This is a genomic window from Legionella sp. 27cVA30, from assembly GCF_024160945.1.
Classification (GTDB): domain Bacteria; phylum Pseudomonadota; class Gammaproteobacteria; order Legionellales; family Legionellaceae; genus Legionella_A; species Legionella_A septentrionalis.
In genome coordinates this window covers 1,184,524-1,204,278 of record NZ_JAMYXK010000002.1, presented here as the reverse complement: position 1 = coordinate 1,204,278, position 19,755 = coordinate 1,184,524, and the positions used below count along the sequence as shown (strand labels likewise).

The window sequence follows — 19,755 nt, the reverse complement described above, 5'->3', positions numbered from 1 at the left end:
AGTTAGGCTGTTGCTCTCCACTAAGGTGCAGTATGCTTACGCTTTAAACTAACATCTAGGGATAGGGATGATTATTAAAAACATACACGTATTTGGCTACGGTCAAGCAGGTTTACAAACGGTCAACATTACCTCTGCAGGCAAAATACACATACAGCCTGAACACCTTGAACCAAACAGCGTGGTGATGGATGCAAAAGGAAAGTATGCCTTGATGCCGGGAATGATGGATGCGCATATCCACGGATATAACGGCTCTGATTTTGCAGACGGAGATAATATTAAAACCATCACCCGGGGCCTGGGCGAAGCTGGCGTCTCTTATTGTGTAGCCACCCTAGTCTCTTTGTCTTTTGAGAAATTAAAAATTGCACTAACAGCCATTGATCAGTACATTGCTGAGCAAAATAAAACGCCCACTGCAGGTGCGGCTATTATTGTTGGCGTGCATTTAGAAGGCCCCTTCATCTCCAAAGAATGCAAAGGCGCGCATGACGCCCAGGTTTTACAAGAAGAAATTAACGTGGAAGCTTTTTCAAAAATTGTGCGCCTGGCTCCGCATGTACAAAACTGGAAAATTACCCTTGCACCTGAATTAAAAGGTGCTATCGAATTCATTAAACAGACTAGAAATTTTACAGTGGATAACCGCCAAGTGTTCGTGCATGTCTTTATTGGGCATAGCAATGCTGCCGAAAAATGCATAGAACAAGCGCTTGCAGCAGGAGCCATCGGTTTTACCCATCTGGGAAATGCCAATCAAGAGCAAGCTGCGAGAAACAATAATTTTGAGCCGCAACAATCGACCAGCAATGTTGTACGCTGGGTTATGAAAAATGCACAAAAGTCTGAGTTTTTTGCAGAATTGATTTGCGATGAGCAGCATCTTTCTGCAACATTTGTGAGCACATTAAGCAATTTGCTGCCCAACCGCATCATGGTAATTACCGATGCTTTAGGCCCAACGGGTTTGTGCGATGGAGAATATAAGCTGGGAGAGTTACCTATTTTAAAACAAAAAAGTAAATTCGTTTTGAAATCGGATCCGAATAAATTAGCCGGCAGTGCCGCAACGTTACCGCAAATAGTACAAACATACTGCAAAAACTTCATGCATCTCCCCGCGTTTTCCTTGTGGGAAAAAATTTTTCACGCAGCAGTCATTTGTCCGCGAAAAGCTTCATTAGGCACGGCTGAATCATTGCATGAAGAGCAACATTTTACGATTTTCGATGAAAAAGGTAACCTCGTACTCAGCGCTTGCAACGGAAAATTATATAAATTTTCACCATTCTCCACGCATGAAAATAAACTTGAACTTCTTGGCTTATTTAGCAACGCACAGACTGCCCTAAATGCCACTAGCCAAGCCGATTACGCCGCATTGGATTATCAAATTTAGCATCCTAACGATCATCGCAAACGGTATACTGACCATGGCGATAAGGGTTTGAACGTGAACGAAATTCATATTCGCGACAACGCTTGCCATACGAGTCCGTATACCGTCTTTCAAAACGAAATTCAAAATCGCTAAAGTTCATATCTAGCTGCCGTTCCCGCTGTTGTTCTGCCTTTTCCTCTGCCTCCAGCTTGTTTAAAAATTTACTGAGCTTACTGCCATAGGCTGTTGATAAACAAAATAAGGTCAGAAAAAAAATAATAAATTTTTTCATAAAGATAAAATAAGCAACAATAATAGCAACATTAAAGCATAAAAGCTTTAAATTTAACAATAAGTTCAGTAAAAATAAAAAACGATGGGGCAAACCTTGCTAAAAAACAAGTTTTGCTCAACAATTTTAATATAAGGCAACAACGCCGATTATCAGGTTTAGCATGAAATTAAAATTTCTCGGCTCAGGCTCGGCTTTTGTACCCATAACTGAAAATTTTCAGTCCAATATGATCTTGGAAAGCGATTCAGGCAAACGATTGCTGATCGATTGCGGCACGGACATCCGCCACTCGCTGCACAGTTATGATCTCACTCACCAGGATATCGATGCCGTATACATCAGCCATTTTCATGCCGATCATGTAGGCGGCTTGGAATGGCTTGCCTTCACCTGCAAGTTTTCTGTGCCTGCCAAAAAACCAAAATTGTTTATTCATCCTTCCATGGTAGAAACCTTATGGAATCATGTGCTATCCGGTGGCTTGCGTTCAATTGCAGACGAAAATGTCAGCATCCATACTTATTTTGACTTGCAGAATTTACAAAACGAAACGACGTTCACATGGGAAAAAATCAATTTTAAATTGGTTAAAACCAAGCACGTGTATGATAACGGCAATCTGGTGCCAAGTTTTGGCTTGTTTTTTACCAACGGCAAAAAAAATGTATTCATCACTACGGATACGCAATTCGATCCTGAAGCTTACATGGAATATTTTAATAAAGCTGACGTGATATTTCATGATTGTGATTTGAGCAATCCGGGCAGCGAAGTGCATGCAAATTATGCCAAACTGCTTACTTTGCCCCCGGCAATAAAAGCCAAAATGTGGCTTTACCATTATCCGGCACTCCCCTTACCCGCTGCACAAGCCCAGGGATTTAAGGGGTTTGTAAGAAAAGGGGAGGTATTTGAATTTTAATATTAAGTCTTTGCAGTTCCATCGCACTTGCTGCGCTTACTCAACCTTATTTAGCTTTCTCATGCGGAATACAGCGTGTGCGCGCTATAGTCGTTTTATTAATATAAGTCCAGGTGCTTTCCATGCTGCCATCACGTTTCACGTGGCTCATGGCAATCCCTGTTTCATCCAATTTTTTAGGATTAATAAAACCTGAAGACAAAAAATGCGTATTGGCATCGTAAATACCAGTTCCGGTATAAGCATTACCATTATCACATATCGCCATTGAAGCATAAGTTTCGCCTGTCTTTTTAATGGTTAGCGTACACTTAAATACATTGCCGGTGCCGATTTCGTTTCCTTCACAATCATATTGCCCACCAAGTTTATAATCTGTATACGCAAATACGGCAGAAGTTAACAATAACGTGACTAAAAAAACTGCTTTTTTCATTTTAAATTCCTAATGAGGTGCTGTGGTTCAGCTTCATCGATGGCGCAAATGCGCGGCACCCAAGGCATTGAGCAATTGTTAGAATGATACAGCGCTACCTGATGTAAATTGCACATTAACACCACCATCCTTGCCGGCAATCTTACGGAATTGGCTCCTTGCTAAAAATCAAAAAGCTTTGTGTATAAAAATTGATTCTTGAGCCACAATATTCATGTCTATCCTTTCCGTTAATAATGCAGGCATCCATTTGTGCCTGCATGGGTATGCATTAGACTGCTATAGGTGCTTTAATAGCCGGATGACATTGATAATTAACAAATTCAAAATCTTCAGATACGTAATCAAATAATGAGGCGGGTTTGCGCTTGATATGCAATTGCGGCAAGGGAAATGGCTTGCGCTCAAGCTGGGTGCGCGCTTGTTCCAGATGATTTAAATATAAATGACAATCGCCCCCAGTCCAAATAAATTCGCCGGGTTGTAAATTACACTGTTGCGCAATCATGCAGGTTAACAAGGAATAAGAAGCGATATTAAATGGTACGCCTAAAAACACATCTGCCGAACGCTGATATAACTGGCAAGACAAGCGATTATTTGCCACGTAAAATTGAAACAGGGCATGGCAAGGCGCCAAAGCCATTTTATCCAATTCACCCACATTCCAAGCACTTACCAACAAACGCCTGGAATCGGGGCTAGCTTTAATCTGGTTTAATATTTCCGCTAATTGGTCGATGCTCTGCCCATCTGCGGTAGCCCAACTGCGCCACTGCTTCCCATATACTGGCCCTAAATCGCCATTCTTATCCGCCCACTCATCCCAAATAGTCACGCCATGCTCTTTAAGATAAGCAATATTGGTATCACCGCGCAAAAACCATAACAATTCATGAACAATGCTGCGCGTGTGCAATTTCTTGGTCGTTACCAGCGGAAAGCCCCGGGATAAATCAAAGCGCATCTGGTAGGCAAATACCGACAGCGTGCCGGTACCCGTGCGGTCAGTTTTTTCTATACCATGTTTTAAGATATGCTCAATGAGTTGAAGGTATGTTTTCATTGCGTTTTACCCACCAAAGTACCAGGCCGATGAGAAGCATCGGGATAGACAGCAATTGTCCCATGGTAAGCCAATTAAATGCCACATACCCAAGTTGCATGTCGGGCTCGCGGAAAAATTCTACGATTAAGCGTGACAAGGAATATCCAATTAAAAAAATAGCAGAAACACAACCGGCTGGACGCGGTTTGGCTGCATACCACCATACTAAAATAAATAAGACAATACCCTCAAGCCCTAATTCATAAAGTTGTGAAGGATGGCGGGTTTGCCCATCCACATGCGGAAATATCATCCCCCAGGATGTAGAAGTAGGTTTGCCCCATAATTCACCATTGATAAAATTGCCCAGCCGCCCAAATGCCAAGCCTAAAGGCACCAAGGGTGCAATAAAATCCGTCACGGCCAAAAAAGGTTTTTTCACTTTATAGGAAAAGAGATATAAAGCGAGCGCAACGCCTAATAAGCCACCATGAAAAGACATGCCGCCTTCCCAGATTTTAAATAAAACCCATGGCTGCTGCAGGAATTGTGCTGTGTTATAAAATAGCATATATCCCAAACGCCCGCCCAGGATAACACCTAACGCAGCGAAGAAAATTAAATCCCCGATTTGCTCGGATGTCCAGTTAAGCTGGTAACGCTTCACCCGCCAATGTGCCAGCAACCAAGCGCTGATAAAACCCAGTAAATACATCAAGCCGTACCAATGGACTCGCAGAGGGCCTAACGAGAAGGCCACCGGATCAATATGAGGAAAAACCAGTATGCGCATGGTTATAAAATCCTTATTAAAATTATAATCTTACGTTTTAAAGCATGCATTTTAAAGACAAAAAAACCATTATGATTTACCGGGACGGATTAAACCACCTAATCCTTCATCGGTAAGCGCTTTTTGCAAATACAAACGGATTTCATCGGAATGCTCAAATTCCAAAACATCGGCAAGAATTTTGCGGGCATGGGTTATCGAAAAACTGCGGATAACCCACTTTATGCGCGGCAAGCTGAACGAATTCATGCTCAACGTATCAAAACCCATAGCCAATAGCAAAATGACCGCCAGGGGATCACTTGCCATTTCACCGCAAATACTCACTTCTACACCTGCGGCATGCCCGCCTTCAACCACTTTGAGCAGGGTACGCAGCAAGGCCGGGTGCAAGGGATCGTAAAGTGCTGCAACACGGGCATTGTTGCGATCGACTGCTAAAAGATATTGGGTTAAGTCATTGGTGCCGACGGAGAGGAAATTTACCCGCCTTGCCAATTCGCGCGCTTGGTAAACTGCAGCCGGAACTTCAATCATCACCCCTATTTGCGGTTTTTCAATGGCGCACCCTTCTTCCAGCAATTCACTGTAAGCTTGCTCGATCAGTAAGACGGCCTCATCCACTTCGTTTAAAGCAGTAACCATAGGCAGCATGATGCGTAAATTATTTAAATGTTCGTTGGCACGCATCATCGCCCTTACCTGTAATAAAAAAACATCCGGATGATCCAGGGTGACGCGGATACCGCGCCAACCAAGGTAAGGATTGTCTTCTTCAACCGGGAAATAAGAAAGCACCTTATCGCCACCTATGTCCAAGGTGCGCATGGTAACCGGATGCGGGGCAAATGCTTTGAGAATTTGGCGGTAAATGATGTATTGTTCATCTTCCGAAGGAAAACAATCGCGGCTCATGAAAGGTACTTCTGAACGATAAAGTCCAACGCCTTCTGCGCCAACGCTCATAGATAAACCAGCGTCCATGGCAAGTCCGGTATTGACCTGCAGGGATACGCGGTAATTATCCGTAGTTTCTGCAGGCTTGTCCCGTAAGCTGACTAAACTTTGATTTAATTCATCTTCTTCTTGCGCCAGTTTTTTATATTCGGCAAGCAAGGGTTTTGCCGGGGAGATAAACACATGACCGTAGTAACCATCCACAATGACAGCACGGCGCGATAATTGCTCGACATGAAGGCCACGCACCCCCATTACCGTCGGCACACCCATGGCACGCGCCAAAATGGCGACATGCGAATTGTTCGAACCTTTGGCGGCTACTACCCCGGCCAATTGTCCTTCAGGCACTTCTGCCAAAGCCGCTGCCGTGATTTCTTCACCTACCAAAATAGTGCGGCGCGGATAGACGATTTCCTCCTGTTGCGACGATTGCAGCTCAGCCAGCACACGGCGGCCGAGATCGTGAAAATCACTTGCCCGTTCACGCAAATATTCATCTTTCACGCTTTCAAACTGCAATACGTGTTTTTTTATCACGGCAGCCAGGGCGGCTTGTGCGCTGAGCTTTTCCGCTTTGATGACTTCAACTACCTCAGCGCCTAAGTTATCATCATCGAGCATGCGCAAATACACGTCGAATAAAGCATGCTCATTTTCGGCAACGCTTGTTTTCATGCGCCGGCTTAAGCGATGCATATTGTCGCGCGCGGCCTGCAGTGCCTGATAAAATACAGCGATTTCCTCAGCTGGATCATCCACGATAAGTCGCGGAACCGCATCGATATCGGCAGGAGGATAGACGACCAAAGCGGTACCGATGCCAACGCCTGGCACACTGCCAATACCAGTTAAAGCAATCTGCGTGACTTCAGGGCGCGCCAGCCCTACCGGGTGTGGTTGTGTTAATTGCATGAGTTCACCACTGGCTTCTGCATTGGCAATGACTCCACCCAATTGCGCCGCCAGTGTGATGAGAAATGCTTCTTCCGTGTCATCAAAAAAACGCAGCTCCGCTCTTTGTGCCACCAAAACTCCATACAATTTGCGGTGTTGAATGATGGGAACACCTAGGAATGCCTGGTAATTTTCTTCTCCCAACAGGGGATTTTGATAAAATTCAGGATGCGCCGGCGCATTGTCAATATTGATGGGTTCTTCACGGCGTCCTACCAGGCCAATTAATCCCCGGTCAAGCGTGACGCGCACCCTTTGCTCGGCTTTTTTATTTAAGCCATCAGTAGCAATCAATACATATTCCGCGTATTTATTATCAATGAGGAAAACAGAGACAGCTTCTGCGACGATGGCTTTTTTTACTCGCTGCACCAAAATACCGAGTGCATCCGATAAACGACTGGCTGTGGTTACGTCTTGTACTATGCGTTTTAATATCTTTAACATTTAACGACCATGATTGCCTCGTTTGCGGCGTAGCCCATAAGGATTACGCCGTCTTTTCAAGAAATATTCGAGTTCTTTTAAAGCCTGCATATAGACTTGTTTTTTAAAAAAAATAACTTGTTCCTGAGGCTCGTAGTAATCGATCCAGCGCCAGCTATCAAACTCTGGGGAATCACTTAAATCCAAACGGACTTTTTGTTCGCTGGCTACTAATCGTAACAAATACCATTTCTGCTTCTGGCCAATAACCAAAGGTTCGCTGCCGTGGCGCAAATATTGTTTGGGAAGGCGATATTTAAGCCAGCGCTTGGTAGAACCCAAGACTTCAATATCTTCACGTTCCAAGCCTATTTCTTCGCGCAACTCACGAAACATGGCTTCCAATGCGGTTTCACCGCTGGCCAATCCACCCTGAGGAAATTGCCAGGCATCGTGACCATGTCGTCTTCCCCAAAACACGCGGCCGGATTCATTGACTAGAATAATTCCAACATTTAACCGGTAGCCGGCACGATCAACTATCATGTTTACTGCTTACATTAACCATTAATACGCTGATTTTTTCATAAAATGCAAGACTTTGGCAAATAAACCTATAGCGCCACCTCTTCTAATAAATAGTTTAGTTTGTTTTGCCATTTCTTTGCTAAGATGCAAGCCTACGCAGAGGAACACGCCAGCATTCTGCATGATCATTTTTAGGCAAAGCAAACATGAAAAAAAAGATTTTAATTATCAATACAGGTGGAACCATCAGCAGCATTAAAACCGGCCATGGGTATGCGCCGATGCAAGGTTATGTAAAAAAAGCCTTGGAACGAATCCCCGCTTTCCTGCATAAAGACATGCCGCAATACGTCATTAAAGAATACACGCCGCTGCTTGACTCTTCGAACATGACCGTACGTGAATGGAACCGTATCGCCAAAGACATTGCACAAGAGTATGCCAATTTCGACGGCTTTGTTATTTTCCACGGTACCGACACCATGGCGTATACCGCCTCCGCCTTGTCTTTTATGCTGGAAAACTTGCATAAACCCGTTATTTTGACCGGATCACAAATACCTTTGTCAGAAATCCGCAATGATGCCATCGATAACGTCATTACTTCCTTGTGGTTGTGCGCGCATCAATCGCTTAAAGAAGTTTGCATTTATTTTAATCAAAGCTTGTTACGGGGAAACCGCTCGCAAAAAGTCAGTGCCCAGCGTTTCGCTGCGTTTGACTCCCCAAATTTCCCGCCGCTTGCTTCGATAGGAATTGATATCAAACTTCACGAAGACTTGTTGCTACCAGTACACAATAATCCATTCCGTCTACAAACCATAGAACCGCATTTTATAGCCAATTTCCGCTTATTCCCGGGTTTTGCCACCGAAGTATTAGCTTATATTTTGCAACAACCTTTGCGTGGTTTAATTCTGGAAACCTATGGGGCTGGCAACGCACAAAACAATGATCCGCGCTTTCTGCACTTGTTAAAAGAAGCCTGCGATCGCGGCGTCGTCATTGTAAATTGCACGCAATGCCAACACGGGCATGTTGAAATGAATCAATATGCGACCGGTTTTACTTTAAAGGAAGCCGGATTGATCAGCGGGCATGATATGACGCCGGAAGCTGCCCATTGCAAGCTTTTATATCTTTTGAGCAAAACTTCCGATATTAAGCAAATTAAACGGTTAATGGAGGCTAACCTATGCGGGGAATTAAGCCACTAGCTATGTACGTGCTTGGTGTTGGCTCTTTACTTCCTCTTCATTGTTTTCTTCTATGATGGATGAATTTGTCAAGCCTTGCACCACTTCCCCTTGCTGTTGCAGCGGTGGGATGGTTTCATTTTGTTCAACCGTTTTTTCCACCACCCCGCTCCCTGACTGCTGGGCATTTTTGTCAATGATCTTAGACTGTAGAGGGAGTTTTTCTCTGCGCCTCTCGTTTTCTTGCTTCTTTATCAGTTCAATGTGCTCCAGCGCATTATCCATACACTCGCCAAAGAAACCTATATGTTTGCGCTTCTGGGCACATTTATCTTGATTACCATGTTTTAAATTAGTAATGGCTTGCTGCACAATTTTATTGGTGATTACGTTATAGTTTTCACTTTCCTTGTCCAGAGTCTTCAAATGTTCCTTACAAGAATTAATTTCATTCTTTAAAATTTCTTCTTTTTCTTGCCTTATTTCCAGATTATTTGAAATAGCCGGGTTATTCAGGATTCTTTCCCAAAAACTAGTCTTTTTCAGGCGGACCACGTTTTGGGTATAGTAAGCAGCCCCGCTCAAAAGAAACATGCTCAAAGGGCTCTCTTTATCATAAGCAATATTGAGTAATTCTTCCGTTTCTAATTTTTTATGGATAAGCAGCATTAAATCCAATAAATCGCTTAAGGATTTTTCAGTCTCGCCGGTAGGGTGGGTATGCTTGGAACACAAACTGATGAGTTCTGTCTTGCAATCCGTTACCAGCGTGGATAATTTTTTATAACTTTCCTCATCATCTTTGCCCGCCACAAAATTGGTGATTTGATTGTGGAGCTCTTCTAATTTCTTACGTTTCGCTGCTGACAATTTAAGATCGCGCCCGCCCAAACCAACGGCCGAAAAAAAACCGTTCAGAAAAGACTGATCTTTTGCTTTTGAAGCTGCAATGGCTTCTGCAATTTCATCAATCAATAATTGTTTCATTAAATGAAGAAAAATACTCATAACACTACTCCTTTCCCGGCAATTTTTTTATCATAGCAGCATTTGTTAAGTCTGCAATTCATCAAGGAATTAAACATGAACCTTCATATTGTTGTTTTGGCGGCAGGTCAGGGAAAACGCATGCATTCAAAAACGCCAAAAGTATTGCATGAAATTGGCGGAAAACCGATGTTGCAGCGCGTAGTTGAAACCGCGCTTACCCTTAATCCTGAAAAAATCCATGTGATCATTGGGCATGAGGGTGAACAAATCCAACAAAAATTAAATGCATTACCCATCCATTGGGTGAAACAGGAACAGCAATTAGGAACCGGGCATGCCGTAATGCAGGCATTGCCTTTTATCCCGGCTGCAAGCCAAGTTTTAATTTTATCAGCCGATGTCCCTTTAATCCGTCAATCTACTCTGCAAGCGCTGGTGGCAGGCAATGTCAGGGAGCAAACTTCGTTAAGCTTATTGCTGGCAACCGTACCCGACCCTACCGGCCTTGGGCGCATCGTACGCAATGGCGGATACATACAAACCATCGTTGAAGAAAAAGATGCGACCCCCGTGGAGCGCGATATTCAGGAAATTTACAGTGGCATTTGCTGCACGAATGCTTCCCTGTTACAACGCTGGCTGCCGCGATTAAATAATGATAATGCGCAGGGCGAATATTATTTAACGGAAATTATTCAAATGGCAGTAAGCGATGGCGTGCACATTGCTTCACAGGAAACTGCTGATTTTCGCGAAATCTGCGGCGTGAACAATCGCTTGCAGTTACAGCAATTGGAGCGCGTATATCAGTCATGGCTCGCAGAAGATTTAATGTTACAAGGGGTAACGCTGGCTGATGCAGCCCGCATCGATATCCGTGGCGAATTGCATTGTGGCATGGATGTATTTATTGACGTCAACACCGTATTTGCGGGCCGGGTCACCTTGGGCAATAACTGTAAAATTGCCCCCAATTGCATTTTGAATAATGTAACCTTAGGGGATAATTGCGAGATATTGGCCAACAGTATTCTTGAAGATTGCATCATAGGGGATGGTTGCCATATAGGCCCTTTTGCACGCTTAAGGCCAGGAACGCAGCTTGGCGTCCAGTGCAAAATCGGCAACTTCGTTGAAACCAAAAATGCGGTTTTCGCTGCCAACAGCAAAGCCAGCCATTTAAGTTATCTGGGCGATGTCAGCATAGGCAAAAACGTCAACATCGGCGCGGGAACCATCACTTGTAATTATGATGGCGCAAATAAACATCATACCATCATTGAAGATGGCGTTTTTGTGGGCTCGGATACCCAATTGATAGCCCCTGTCACCATAGGTGAAAATGCGACAATCGGCGCTGGCAGCACCATCCGGAAAAATGTTCCGCCGGGGGAGTTAACCCTGACTGAAGCCAAACAAAAAACCGTGTATGGCTGGGCCAGGCCTAAAAAGCGGGAAACTTGAGCATAAGCCGACGAAGAGCGGCTTATGCTCAAACAGTTATTCAATAGTCTTATACTTATATTCACATAGATCGCGGATAATGCATGCAGGGCAATGCGGCTTTTTGGCAACACAAACGTAGCGCCCGTGCAGCACCAGCCAATGGTGGGCATTTACTAAAAATTCCTTGTCTACGTGTCGCAACAAAGCTTTCTCTACAGCCAGGGGAGTTTTTCCTTTGGCTATGCCAGTACGGTTGGAAACACGGAATACATGCGTATCCACAGGAATTACCGGCTGACCATATAGCGTATTTAAAATGACATTTGCCGTTTTACGCCCTACTCCCGGCAAGGCTTCCAATTCTTCACGCGTTTGCGGAACCTCGCCGTCGTATTTGCTCAATAGCAACCCACATGTTTTTATGATGTTAGCAGCCTTGCTATTATATAAGCCGATGGATTTGACATACTCTTTAAGACCTTCTTCACCCAAAGCCAATATAGCTTTCGGCGTATTGGCGACTGCGTATAATTTGGCAGTCGCTTTATTTACCCCGGAGTCCGTAGCTTGTGCTGATAAAATAACGGCAATTAATAATTCAAATGGGGTTTTATAGCAAAGCTCGGTAGTAGGATGCAGATTTTCGGCGCGAAACCGCTCAAAGATTTCCCGTCTTTTTTCTTTATTCATGCTGATATCATCCCGCTTGTGCCTTTCTTGCCAAGGCTTGCAGAATGAATTCTTTTTTAGCCTGCAAATCTTGTTCCTTATCGGCAGCCTGCCGGGCGAGGCGTTTTTTGTCGCGGTAAGCTTGCTGTTTTTCATGCTCTTCACGCAACAGGCGAACTTGCCGTGCATGATGGCGCTCACGTGCAATTTCCGGGTTATAGGCAGGTTCCGGCAACGGCAATAGGTCAATGCAGTCCACAGGACAGGGTTCCACACACAAGCCACAGCCCGTGCATTCATGGGATAAAACCGCATGCAGCAGCTTGCCGCTGCCTATGATCGCATCCACAGGGCACGCGTTAATGCATTTCGTGCAACCAATGCACTCATCCTCACGTATCCTCGCCACTGAAGGCTGTCTGGTATTTGCATCCATGTCGGCCATATAGGGAGAAGCATCCACACGCAACAATTGCCCCAAAGCCTGCAATGTATTCACGCCACCCGGCGGGCACCGGTTAATCGAAGCATGTCCGCGTGCCAGGGCTTCAGCATAAGGTAAACAACCGGCATAACTGCATTCGCCGCATTGTGTTTGTGGCAATAAAGCATCGATATCTTTTACATCAACCATCAGCTTGCCTTCCCCGCCTCAAGCATTGCTGCAATTTTATCTTTTTCAACCCGCACCATGAGCGGCACAAAACTATTGATTTTATGGTTTGTTAACGGCTCATCAATACTGTCCCAGGTTAATGGTTCACAATTTAAAAATTGTTCAGCAGAGGCTGCCATCTGCGGCAGCACGGGTTTTAAGTAGGTAATGAGGATGCGGAATAAATTAAGCCCCATCGTACAGACTGCTTGCACATCTGCCAGGCGCTCAGGCTCCTTGGCCAAAACCCATGGCTTTTCAGCATCGATGTATTGGTTAACGCGTCCTGCCAAATCCATGATTAAACGGATGGCTTGTGCATAATCACGATCCACGAATGCTTGAATAACCTGGCGCCGCTCTGCCAAGAGTTCAGCATAAAGCGCAGGTTCGCTTATGCTATCGGCTAATTGATTAGCAAATTTTTTATTGATAAATCCGGCACAACGGCTGGCTATGTTGACGACTTTACCCACCAAGTCTGCATTAACCCGATTGGTAAAATCTTCAAAATTCAAATCCAAATCATCCACCCGCCCATTTAATTTGGCAGCAAAATAATAGCGCAAATATTCGGGGTTTAGGTGGGCAAGATAAGTGCGGGCTTCAATGAAAGTGCCGCGGGATTTTGACATTTTTTGCCCATCCACCGTCAAAAAGCCATGGGTAAATACAGCAGTCGGTAAACGATGCCCGCTGCCTGCCAACAAAGCCGGCCAAAACAAGGCATGGAAATAAACAATGTCTTTACCGACGAAATGATAAAGTTCAGTGCCTGCATCCTTGTCCCAAAACTCTGCAAAAGATACACCGTGCGTATCGCAATATTTTTTAAAACTGGCCATATAGCCGATGGGCGCATCCAGCCAAACATAGAAATATTTATCTTTTGCATCGGGAATGGGGAAACCAAAATAAGGCGCATCGCGCGAAATATCCCATTGTTTCAAGCCGGCTGCAAACCATTCATCCAGTTTGTTTGCCACTTCTTCCTGCAAATGCCCCTGGTGCGTCCATTCTTTAAGCAACGCTTCATAGCGGGGTAAATCAAAAAAATAATGCTCTGATTCTTTCTCGATAGGCTTCGCCCCTGAAATCGCAGAAAGCGGATTTAAAAGATCAATAGGTGCATAAGTTGCGCCACAAGCTTCACAATTATCCCCATATTGATCTGAGGCGCCGCATTTCGGACACGTGCCTTTCACATAACGATCCGGCAAAAACATTTCTTTAACCGGATCGTAAGCCTGGCGAATGACTTTTTTTATGATATCGCCGCGCGCTTGCAACTTGTGATAAATCTCGCTTGCCAGCTCCTGGTTTTCTCTGGAATGAGTAGTATGGTAACAATCGTATGCAATGCTGAACTGAGCAAAATCGCGTTCATGGCTTTGTTTCATTTCCAGAGTTAAGGCTTCCGGCGTCATGCCAAGTTGTTCCGCCTTTAGCATAATGGGGGTTCCGTGTGCATCATCACCGCACACGCTCACGCATTGATGGCCAAGCATCTTGTGCGTCCGTACCCAAATGTCGGTTTGTATGTGCTCAACCAAATGCCCCAAATGCAAATGCCCATTGGCATAAGGCAGCGCACTGGTTACCAGCATTTTACGCCGTGTTGTCATAACTCTCATCCACGCAGTGAAAATGCGGAATTATAACGCATCTATGAAGGGATTGCTGCATATACGTTATAATGCTTGCCATGCCCAGTCCGTATCTAGTTGAGACATATCATGAACAAACCACGTTTAATAATCGGTATTAGCGGTTCTTCAGGAATCATTTACGGGATCCGCATGCTTGAAGTGTTGCGTTCCATGCCTGTTGAAACGCATCTGGTGATCACCAAGGCCGGCCAAATGACACGTGCCTATGAAACCTCACTGAGTGCAAACGAGCTTAAAGCCTTGGCTGACGTCTATCATCCATGCAGCGACATTGCTGCCACAATAGCCAGTGGCTCCTATAAAACCATGGGAATGATCATTGCGCCCTGCTCCATGAAAACCTTAGGAGAAATCGCGCATGGCATTACCGGCAATTTATTGACTCGTGCAGCCGACGTGGTGTTAAAAGAACGCCGCCGGCTGGTCATTCTGCCGCGCGAGGCACCCTTGCATCTTATGCACCTACAAAACATGGCCACCATTACCCAAATGGGCGGCATTATCTTTCCACCCGTGCCTGCTTTTTATCATAAGCCGCAAAGCATTGAAGATTTGGTGAATGACACGGTAGGACGGGTTTTGAATTTATTTGATTTGGAAAATGATTTGGCAAAACCATGGGGAGAATAAAAACGCGGCAAAGCCGCGTTTAAACCGTTATTACTGCGAATTGTTCATATTCATGCTGATATCATGCTTTGGTTGCTGCTCTTGTGATTGCTGCTCTTTGGATACTTGAAACATAGCCACACCTGTTCTCAGTATTGATTGCAACTGTATCGCTTCCTCGACTGGCTGTTTTTCAACTTGCTGCACAAGAGTTTGTGTATCTTCTTTTGGTTCTTGCTGTTGCTGCACTACGACTTTAGGGCTTGGTTGTTTCGCATTTACGTTACTAGATTCTTCTAGGGCAATAACTTCTTCCGTTTGTGTTACCACAAGAGGCACTGGTTTCACCGGACTGGATGGTTCTTCTACAACAGGTTGTTTAACCTCTTCTTCCTCTTCCTCGCTTTCTTCATTTGCCTGAATGTCTAAGAGCGGGGTTGCCTGGTTGTGCAAGCCATTAGCCTTCACGCTGCGGTCTTCTAAGATAATAGAATTACTGGGATGGGAATCCTCGCTTGTGCTTGTGGCACTGGCTCTAGCGGCAATCATTTGGATGCCTTTAACAATCAAAGCCACCGCCCCGATGAAGAGCAAACTGGCTGCCAGAGTAACTGTAGCCGCGGCAACCGCTACAAGTGCTGCGGCAACTGGAACAGCAGCAGCGCCCAAAGCCCCGAATCCAAAAGCAAGAGCCTGAATGGCAGTTGCTAGAGGTCCAAAAGGTGCCAGTCCGGCAATCAAGCCTACTGCTAAAGCCAATAAGCCTGCTGCAAACAACGGCCAATATTTTCTAAAAAACATAATTTGCTCCTGGGGTTAAGAAACTCGTGGATTATATCAACGCCTTGTTAATTTGTGAAACAAGTCTACATAAAAACATAAGAATTCTGTTAAGAATACTTGGCAATGGCGAAGGCAAAGCTAGTCCTCCCCATCACCCGCCCATGCTTTTGCGCCACCGGCAAGCCACAATCTACACCCTATTTCAATCAGACTGCAACAGTTTTCGCGCCACTTAGTACCGAAGCTCCCGGGGGCTGCATTTAACCCATGATGTTTTTCACTTTTGTATACAGAATGAGCTATGCCATGAAGCAAGCCAAGAGTTACTTCCAGGTTGCGGGAAAGGCTTAGGTATTGTTAAAATGCTGCGCAATAAAATTGTTTTGGAAATCCATGAGGCAGAAAATTTTTCCCGTAGTATTAGCTGGCGGCTCCGGTACGCGTCTATGGCCTTTATCAAGAAAAAATTTTCCTAAACAGTTTTTGCGCTTGCAAAGCGATGCTACTTTGCTGCAACAAACCGTGCAACGCGTCATGAAACTGCCGCATACAGAGCTGATCATTATCAGCAACGAAGCCCACTATTTTCTTTGTCAGGAACAATTGGCAGATTTTAGCCCCACTTATCTGCTCGAACCCTGCGCCCGCAATACAGCACCGGCTATCGCTGCAGCCGCGCATTATATCACAGGAAAAGCCGGTGCTGATGCACTCATGCTCATCCTGCCTTCCGATCATTGGCTGGCGGATGACGCTGCCTGGGCCGCCGTCATGCAACAAGGTCTTAAGGTTGCAGAAAATGAAGCATTGGTTACCTTCGGAATAAAACCTAACGCTGCAAAGACAGGATATGGTTATATTGAAGCAGGGAAATCCTTCAGCGATGAAGTATACAAAGTACAAAGTTTTCGTGAAAAGCCCGATGTAAAAACGGCTGAGGAATTCATAGCCCATGGCCGTTATTACTGGAACAGCGGGATGTTTGCCTGCCGTGCTGACGCATACCTTAATGAGCTGGAAAAATTCGCCCCCGATATTTATGCCGCCAGTAAAAATGCCGTCAAACAAGGGCTTGAGCATCATAATTACTTGCGCTTAAACCTGGATGCCTTTTCACAATGCCGCAGCGAATCCATTGACTATGCAGTTATGGAAAAGACCAGCAATGCGATGCTCATCCCTACTGACATCCCCTGGAGCGATTTGGGCTGCTGGTCTGCTGTGGCCGAAGCCACTCCTGCCGATGCTAACGGCAATACCCTTTATGGCAAAGTGATTGCACAAGACAGCCGTGACTGCCTCATCAGCAGTGAAGACACGTTAGTGACTACTTTGGGCATCCGCGATCAAATCATTGTAGCAACTTCCGATGCAGTGCTGGTAGCCGACAAACGCTATTCCCAACAAGTTAAGGATTTAGTCCATGCTCTGGCCAAGGAGCATGAACAACTAGCCGATGAACATGTCCGGGTTTTTCGTCCCTGGGGTTATTATGAAATATTGGCGCAGGGGGAAACATTCAAAGTCAAACGCTTGATGATTAAACCGGGAGCGAAATTATCCCTACAAATGCACCAGCATCGCGCTGAACATTGGGTAGTGGTGAGCGGCAAGGCAGAAGTGGTGAATGATGAACGCATTCTCAATCTTTCGGTCAATCAATCGACTTACATCCCGAAAAAAACACGGCATCGGCTGAGCAACCCAGATATTGAACCTCTTTATGTTATTGAAGTGCAAAGCGGCGATTACCTCGGGGAAGATGACATCATACGTTTTGATGATGTGTATCAACGCGAAACCATAAAAACATAGTGAATCCCTTCCCTATAATGCAGCAAAAGTGCGCCTAATAATTAACAAATTATGTTTGCGTGCCATACCTTAGGCAACAAGTCAACCCACCTATCAAGTCAATAATTTTACACTAAAATTAGTTTATCGGTTGAAATTATAATTAATATGCAAATATTTTTCCCATTGCTTTGGGGTAGCAATTCATGTATTTTATATATGACAGAAAAAAATACACTTTGTTCTTTTTTGAGAATAACTAACATTAACCAATTAACGGGCAATATCATGACGACCAGCAGCATACTAGAAAGTACATCCTACGGGGCACTCAATGCAAATGCGCAAGCTGCTGTACGCCGTCTTTTCGAGCAATTGGAAAGAGGGGAAAAACTTGATTTTGCAATGAAAGATGTATTCCACAAACGAAATGAGCTACGCGGCTCAATAGACATTTACGAAAGCCGGGTCAATCGTTTAAACCCTGCTATTTTTCCTTACCTAAGCGATGCAAAACGCAAAGCGTTAGAACAGGATCTTAATTTTGCTTTTTATCTTTTCTCCGCGCAGTTTTTTTTGGATGAAGCCGAACACCGCCGCCAAAATCATGCCAGCCACTACGCACGCATCAAGCTTTGTGCGGATTTGCTCTTTAAGCTGCGGGCCGCGAAAGAGAAAAAAAACCCGGAAACCATTTTGCAAGAAGCGGCTGATGGTGACAAATTATTAAAATATTTAGGCCTCACACACATCGCCCCTGTTATCGTCGCGCAAGTGAATGATTTACTCAATACCAAAAATCCCAAGGCACAATGGGAAGCAACGCTTAAGGAAAATCTCGAAGATTTGAGCAATGCCGGCACCAAAGATACGAAAGACGCCATGCGTGCCGTGAATGAGCGCCGCCTCTATTGGGTGTGGGGCGGGACTTTCCTTTGGACCGTGCTTGATTTATTGCCGGCAAATTTTGCCAACAAGCTGCAGACTGAAGAAGTATTGACAAAAATTTCGCCCATCACAGGCTATATGAGCTGGCTTTTATACTACACCCGCTTTGGCATTGAACTGGGGTTGCTGCTGAAACACACCATCAAAGGCCCCTGGATGAGTGACGCAGAACAAAAAATGAGTGTTAATGAGTTATTTAAAACGCAGTGGGAACAACGCAAATTTGCCCTGCTCAACGATTCAATCTGGGCTACTGTAAATTTAGTGACTTTTTTCTGGCTGACCGGCAAAGGCATGGCGGGTTATGCCGGCAATGTGCTCACTGCAGGTTTATTATTAGTCGATGCAGCCTTGGTTTCCTGGAGCTTTTACGAAGAAAGCACGCGGCATAACGCCAATATATTACGCTACCAACGCGATATAGTGGCAATCGAGAAAAAACTAAAAAATGAAGCATTCACCAATGAACATGCCGCTCTTCAAGAACAACTTAACCAATTAAAAGCTGATAAAAAAGCATGCGAATTTAATTGGAAATATGAAAAAATAAAACTTGCCACGGGTTTGACTTATTCTGTGGCTTTATTGGCTGCGTTTATCGTCTTTGCTGCTTTCCTGTTTCCTCCCACCGCGATCGCTGCTTCCACTGCTTTAATTTTTGCCATAGTTGGGGCTGCCCTTTGTTTCAGCCTTAATGTCATCAGTGCTGCCATCACCAGTTCCTGCGACATTGCCAAGGCATGGGAACTTAGCAAGCCGCCGACTGACAAAGAATTTGCAGACATCATGCAGAAATTTAAGGAGGGTGACGAGGATTGTAAAAAACTCATCTACCTGGAGCTCAAGGAAAGGCGGGCAGAAACGGAATATCAAGCCCGCGTGGTTCGCTATCAAACCTTGCAATTGATACGTGCAATCTTCATTGATGCACTCATCCCGCCCCTGGTATTTGTTTCATTCACCTTTCTGCCATTGGGGGGAGGAATTGCTGTATTGGCCTTGGGGTTAGCGTTGGCAATTGCCTCACAGCTCATCCTCAAGCAATTTCAACCCAAGGAAGCTGAATTTCCTGAGTTTAATCAAGAAGAATATGAAGTCTTTGCACAGCATAAAACCTGGGATTCGCTGCAAACCAGAGAAAAACCCTCTTATTCTGCTAAGTTTTTTGATGGCCGCAAAAAAAATGACGAGGAAGAGCCGCCACTGCCTAGCGAATTAGGCTATCAGCAAAATTAAACCAGGATTTACT

The 19,755-nt window shown here is 44.8% G+C and carries 18 protein-coding genes; 7 read left to right on the top strand and 11 right to left on the bottom strand.

The features are described from left to right. The first annotated feature begins 67 nt into the window (after positions 1–67). Entirely contained in the window at positions 68–1,402 is a 1,335-nt protein-coding gene (locus tag NKV53_RS11065) for a hypothetical protein (protein ID WP_253351144.1), read from the top strand. A gap of 4 nt (positions 1,403–1,406) precedes the next feature. On the opposite strand, the gene NKV53_RS11060 is transcribed toward NKV53_RS11065, so the two are convergent. Continuing rightward, the gene (locus NKV53_RS11060; protein WP_127057101.1) at positions 1,407–1,676 is read right to left on the bottom strand and encodes a hypothetical protein; all 270 of its coding nucleotides are present in this window, start codon (positions 1,674–1,676) and stop codon (positions 1,407–1,409) included. Between the two features lie 163 nt (positions 1,677–1,839). Here NKV53_RS11060 and NKV53_RS11055 point away from each other — a divergent pair, with 163 nt between their 5' ends. Beyond that, positions 1,840–2,601 carry an MBL fold metallo-hydrolase gene (locus NKV53_RS11055; RefSeq protein ID WP_127032319.1) on the top strand — a complete coding sequence of 254 codons (762 nt, stop codon included), beginning with the start codon at positions 1,840–1,842 and terminating at the stop codon, positions 2,599–2,601. Between the two features lie 46 nt (positions 2,602–2,647). On the opposite strand, the gene NKV53_RS11050 is transcribed toward NKV53_RS11055, so the two are convergent. From NKV53_RS11050 to NKV53_RS11030, 5 genes are all read right to left on the bottom strand, one after another. Next, positions 2,648–3,037 (bottom strand): hypothetical protein, encoded by a 390-nt coding sequence (locus tag NKV53_RS11050; RefSeq protein WP_127032318.1) that lies wholly within the window; start codon positions 3,035–3,037, stop codon positions 2,648–2,650. Between the two features lie 271 nt (positions 3,038–3,308). Next, positions 3,309–4,103, bottom strand: coding sequence for a thymidylate synthase (gene thyA / locus NKV53_RS11045; RefSeq protein WP_127057100.1), 795 nt, complete (start codon positions 4,101–4,103; stop codon positions 3,309–3,311). Next, positions 4,078–4,872: a prolipoprotein diacylglyceryl transferase gene (gene lgt, locus NKV53_RS11040; protein ID WP_126953340.1), complete on the bottom strand. Its 795-nt coding sequence runs from the start codon at positions 4,870–4,872 to the stop codon at positions 4,078–4,080. The genes thyA and lgt overlap by 26 nt, the downstream gene beginning before the upstream one ends. 75 nt (positions 4,873–4,947) lie before the next feature. Further along, entirely contained in the window at positions 4,948–7,239 is a 2,292-nt protein-coding gene (gene ptsP, locus NKV53_RS11035) for a phosphoenolpyruvate--protein phosphotransferase (protein WP_126953276.1), read from the bottom strand. Continuing rightward, positions 7,240–7,761: an RNA pyrophosphohydrolase gene (locus NKV53_RS11030; protein WP_199737604.1), complete on the bottom strand. Its 522-nt coding sequence runs from the start codon at positions 7,759–7,761 to the stop codon at positions 7,240–7,242. 191 nt (positions 7,762–7,952) lie between these two features. On the opposite strand from NKV53_RS11030, the gene ansA reads away from it, so the two are divergent. Continuing rightward, positions 7,953–8,963 (top strand): asparaginase, encoded by a 1,011-nt coding sequence (gene ansA, locus NKV53_RS11025; protein WP_126953274.1) that lies wholly within the window; start codon positions 7,953–7,955, stop codon positions 8,961–8,963. Here the strand turns inward: ansA and NKV53_RS11020 are convergent, their stop codons facing one another. Further along, a complete protein-coding gene (locus NKV53_RS11020) occupies positions 8,964–9,950 on the bottom strand; it encodes a hypothetical protein (protein WP_127032316.1) in 987 nt (328 codons plus the stop codon). Positions 9,951–10,025: 75 nt separating this feature from the next. Here NKV53_RS11020 and glmU point away from each other — a divergent pair, with 75 nt between their 5' ends. After that, a complete protein-coding gene (gene glmU / locus NKV53_RS11015; protein ID WP_126953272.1) occupies positions 10,026–11,396 on the top strand; it encodes a bifunctional UDP-N-acetylglucosamine diphosphorylase/glucosamine-1-phosphate N-acetyltransferase GlmU in 1,371 nt (456 codons plus the stop codon). A gap of 36 nt (positions 11,397–11,432) precedes the next feature. On the opposite strand, the gene nth is transcribed toward glmU, so the two are convergent. Genes nth through metG form a run of 3 tightly spaced genes read right to left on the bottom strand, consistent with a single transcriptional unit; the run spans position 11,433 to position 14,327 of the window. Further along, positions 11,433–12,068: an endonuclease III gene (gene nth / locus NKV53_RS11010; RefSeq protein WP_127111182.1), complete on the bottom strand. Its 636-nt coding sequence runs from the start codon at positions 12,066–12,068 to the stop codon at positions 11,433–11,435. 7 nt (positions 12,069–12,075) lie between these two features. Beyond that, the gene (locus NKV53_RS11005; protein WP_126953270.1) at positions 12,076–12,681 is read right to left on the bottom strand and encodes an RnfABCDGE type electron transport complex subunit B; all 606 of its coding nucleotides are present in this window, start codon (positions 12,679–12,681) and stop codon (positions 12,076–12,078) included. Further along, complete coding sequence (metG, locus tag NKV53_RS11000) at positions 12,681–14,327, bottom strand: methionine--tRNA ligase (protein ID WP_127032314.1); 1,647 nt, start codon at positions 14,325–14,327, stop codon at positions 12,681–12,683. Before metG ends, NKV53_RS11005 begins: the two co-directional genes overlap by 1 nt. A 108-nt stretch (positions 14,328–14,435) precedes the next feature. Here metG and NKV53_RS10995 point away from each other — a divergent pair, with 108 nt between their 5' ends. Continuing rightward, entirely contained in the window at positions 14,436–15,002 is a 567-nt protein-coding gene (locus tag NKV53_RS10995; RefSeq protein ID WP_126953339.1) for a UbiX family flavin prenyltransferase, read from the top strand. Positions 15,003–15,032: 30 nt separating this feature from the next. Here NKV53_RS10995 and NKV53_RS10990 read toward each other — a convergent pair whose 3' ends face one another. Next, on the bottom strand, positions 15,033–15,782 hold the full coding sequence (locus tag NKV53_RS10990) for a hypothetical protein (RefSeq protein ID WP_127032313.1): 750 nt from the start codon (positions 15,780–15,782) through the stop codon (positions 15,033–15,035). A gap of 375 nt (positions 15,783–16,157) precedes the next feature. Between NKV53_RS10990 and NKV53_RS10985 the strand changes: the two genes are divergently transcribed. Next, on the top strand, positions 16,158–17,579 hold the full coding sequence (locus NKV53_RS10985; RefSeq protein WP_127032312.1) for a mannose-1-phosphate guanylyltransferase/mannose-6-phosphate isomerase: 1,422 nt from the start codon (positions 16,158–16,160) through the stop codon (positions 17,577–17,579). 267 nt (positions 17,580–17,846) lie between these two features. Beyond that, entirely contained in the window at positions 17,847–19,742 is a 1,896-nt protein-coding gene (locus NKV53_RS10980) for a hypothetical protein (protein ID WP_127057095.1), read from the top strand. Positions 19,743–19,755: the final 13 nt, after the last annotated feature.